This window comes from Kitasatospora sp. NPDC058478, assembly GCF_042720345.1.
Classification (GTDB): Bacteria; Actinomycetota; Actinomycetes; order Streptomycetales; family Streptomycetaceae; genus Kitasatospora.
In genome coordinates, this window is sequence record NZ_JBHXML010000155.1 from 1 (window position 1) to 2,629 (window position 2,629).

The 2,629-nt window shown below is 68.3% G+C and carries 3 protein-coding genes; 2 read left to right on the forward strand and 1 reads right to left on the reverse strand.

Features of this window, described 5'->3' with window-relative positions:
- A partial coding sequence (locus tag ACFWPT_RS40795) for a hypothetical protein (protein WP_380488101.1) occupies positions 1 to 269 on the forward strand: 269 nt, incomplete at its 5' end.
- A gap of 51 nt (positions 270 to 320) precedes the next feature.
- Here the strand turns inward: ACFWPT_RS40795 and ACFWPT_RS40800 are convergent.
- Positions 321 to 1,385 (reverse strand): aldo/keto reductase, encoded by a 1,065-nt coding sequence (locus ACFWPT_RS40800; protein ID WP_380429474.1) that lies wholly within the window; start codon positions 1,383 to 1,385, stop codon positions 321 to 323.
- A 117-nt stretch (positions 1,386 to 1,502) separates the two neighbouring features.
- Here ACFWPT_RS40800 and ACFWPT_RS40805 point away from each other — a divergent pair, with 117 nt between their 5' ends.
- Positions 1,503 to 2,336, forward strand: coding sequence for a helix-turn-helix transcriptional regulator (locus ACFWPT_RS40805; RefSeq protein WP_380488105.1), 834 nt, complete (start codon positions 1,503 to 1,505; stop codon positions 2,334 to 2,336).
- Positions 2,337 to 2,629 lie beyond the last annotated feature (293 nt).

Below are 2,629 nucleotides of genomic sequence, written 5' to 3' on the forward strand. Positions count from 1 at the left end.
GCACCATGCCGACCACCGGCACTGGTACCGGCCGCGCGCCCGGCGGCCCACCGCTGCCGGTGGTCGGCATGGTGCCGGTCGCCGCCGAACAGGCCGAACGCCTGGCCGCCCGCCCGCAGTTCGGCCTCCCGGCCGGGCCGTGGGCGCACCTGACGGCGCTGGCCGCCGAGGCGAGCCACGGCGGCGGCCTGTTCTGGTGGCACGGCTGGGAGCAGTCCGCCACCGCCCTGCACACGGTGCGGCGCGCACTCTGGGAGGCGGGCCTCTAGCCCCGCGCCTCCAGTCCCGGGCCGGGTGCTGCCCCGGGGCTCGATCGGGTATCAGCGGCGGGTTTCGACCTTCAGGTCGCCGTGGGTCACCGTGCGCATCCTGTCGCTGGCGAGCAGGTCGTGCGGGAAGCCGAGTTCGATCGCGCTGGCCTCGTCGAGGCGGGCCAGTTGGGAGGCCGTGAAGTCGACCTCCAGGGCACCCAGATTGTCCTCCAGCTGCGCGAGAGTGCGGGCGCCGATGAGCGATGCCGTCACATCCGGGTTCTGCAGGGTCCAGGCCAGCCCGACCTGGGCGGTTGTGCGGCCCAGCTCCGCGGCGACCTCCTTCACGACATCAGCGATGTCCAGGTTGTGTTCGGTGAGCCCGCCGTTGGCGATATTGAAATTCTTACGGGTGCCGTCGTCGACCGCGGTGTCCGTCGTGGTCAGGTCGTCGCGGCTGTACTTGCCGGTGAGCACCCCGCCGGCAAGTGGCGAGTACGGCACCACGCCCAACCCCATCTCGCGTGCCATCGGGATCAGGTCACGTTCCCCGGTACGCTCGATCAGGTTGTATTCGATCTGCAGGGCGACCAGCGGCGACCAGCCGCGCAGGTCGGCGATCGCCTGCATGCGCGACACCTGCCAGGCCGGGGCGTTGGAGATCGCCACGTACAAGACCTTGCCCTGCCGGACCAGATCGTCCATGCCACGCAGGATCTCCTCGACCGGTGTCGTGAAATCCCACACGTGCAGGTAGAGCAGATCGATGTAGTCCGTATTCAGCTGTCGCAGACTGGCTTCCACCGACGCGAACAGGCTCTTGCGGTGAGGGCCCCCGGAATTCGGGTCGCCGGGCCGGCGCAGCGTGGTGTATTTCGTTGCCAGTACCAGGCTTTCGCGGTTGTCGCGGGTGAATTCACCCAGCAGGCGCTCGGAGCTGCCATTGGTGTAGGTGTTGGCGGTGTCGACGAAGTTGCCGCCGCGCTCGACGTAGAGGTCGAACAGCTTACGCGCCTCGTCCTGCTCGGCACCCCAGCCCCACTCGGTGCCGAAGGTCGCCGCGCCCAGCGCCAGCGGTGAGACCCGCAGCCCGGAGCGGCCCAGCAACCGGTAGGTGTCGAGGGTGAGCGACATCGTGTCCTCCTGTGCTTGTCATCCGTTGTCGAGAACAAGTCTGTGACCGCCGCGAGCCGGGGATAAGGGAAAGAAGTTCCTGGGAACACCAGTCCTACCCTGACTGTTGGATCGAACATGATGACCCGCACCGTGGACACGGCAAAGGAGCTGGCCGCGTTCCTGCGGACCCGGCGCGAGCGCCTCGACCCGAAGGACTTCGGCCTGCCGTCGCGTCAGCAGGCCCGGCGGACCCCGGGACTGCGTCGTGAAGAGGTCGCCGAACTGGCCGGGGTCAGCATCGACTACATCGCGCGGCTGGAACAGGCCCGGGGACTGCGGCCCTCGGCGAACGTGGTGGAGGCGTTGGCCCGGGCGTTGCGCCTGGCCCCCGACGAACGCGCCTACCTCTTCAACCTGGCCCAGCAGCGCCCCCGCAACGCCGACAAGCCCGCCACCACTGCAGCACCCCCGCTGGCCCGGCTGGTCGCCGACCTGTCGCCGCTGCCGGCCGTGCTGATGAACCACCGCTACGACATCCTGGCCTGGAACGGCGAAATGGCGAGGCTGCTGCTGGATTTCGACACCCTGCCGCCGTCGCAACGCAATGCCATGTGGCTGTGCCTGGTACACCCGGAAATACGCGAGTTCTATGTCGACCGCGAGCGCGTCGTGCGGGAGGGAATCGCCCACCTGCGCGCAGCGTGGGCCGCGCACCCGGAGGACCAGGCGTTGACCGACCTCATCACCGAATGCACCACCCGTAACGAGGAATTCGCGCGATTGTGGGCCGAGGGAGACGTGAAGGTCAACGGCCGCGGACACAAGGTGATGCGGCATCCGGACGCAGGTGTGATCGCCGTGAACTTCGAAGTACTCATGCCACTCCAAGATCCGGACCAGCGGTTGATGATCTGCCGCGCCGCGGACGATGAGAGCCAGTCGGCATTGAACCGGTTGTGCTCACGGTGACGTGGAACCCTCATTCCGGCGCGCCTCGGAGTCCATCGGTGAGATCCGGGCCGAAAGCATGCCGGGTGCCCGGACGGCGCGGTGTCCATGACTGCTACACGTTCGCGGCCAGAACTTTCGAAATAGGCCCTAGGGCGTGTCTTCAAACTCCCGCCTGCGCGCCGGCGTTGGGGCACGCACCTCGCCGCGTTGTCGTCAGTCGCCGATGGCCCCCAGCCTTCGGCCGGGAGGTGCCCCCACCGCATGGACTCCCTCCTCCGCCTTGCGATGCACGCACCCCAACGCCGCCACGC

Excerpts from the sequence above, each read along its gene's own strand:
- ACFWPT_RS40800 (WP_380429474.1), bottom strand. The coding sequence starts at position 1,385 with ATGTCGCTCACCCTCGACACCTACCGGTTGCTGGGCCGCTCCGGGCTG.
- ACFWPT_RS40805 (WP_380488105.1), top strand. The coding sequence starts at position 1,503 with ATGATGACCCGCACCGTGGACACGGCAAAGGAGCTGGCCGCGTTCCTG.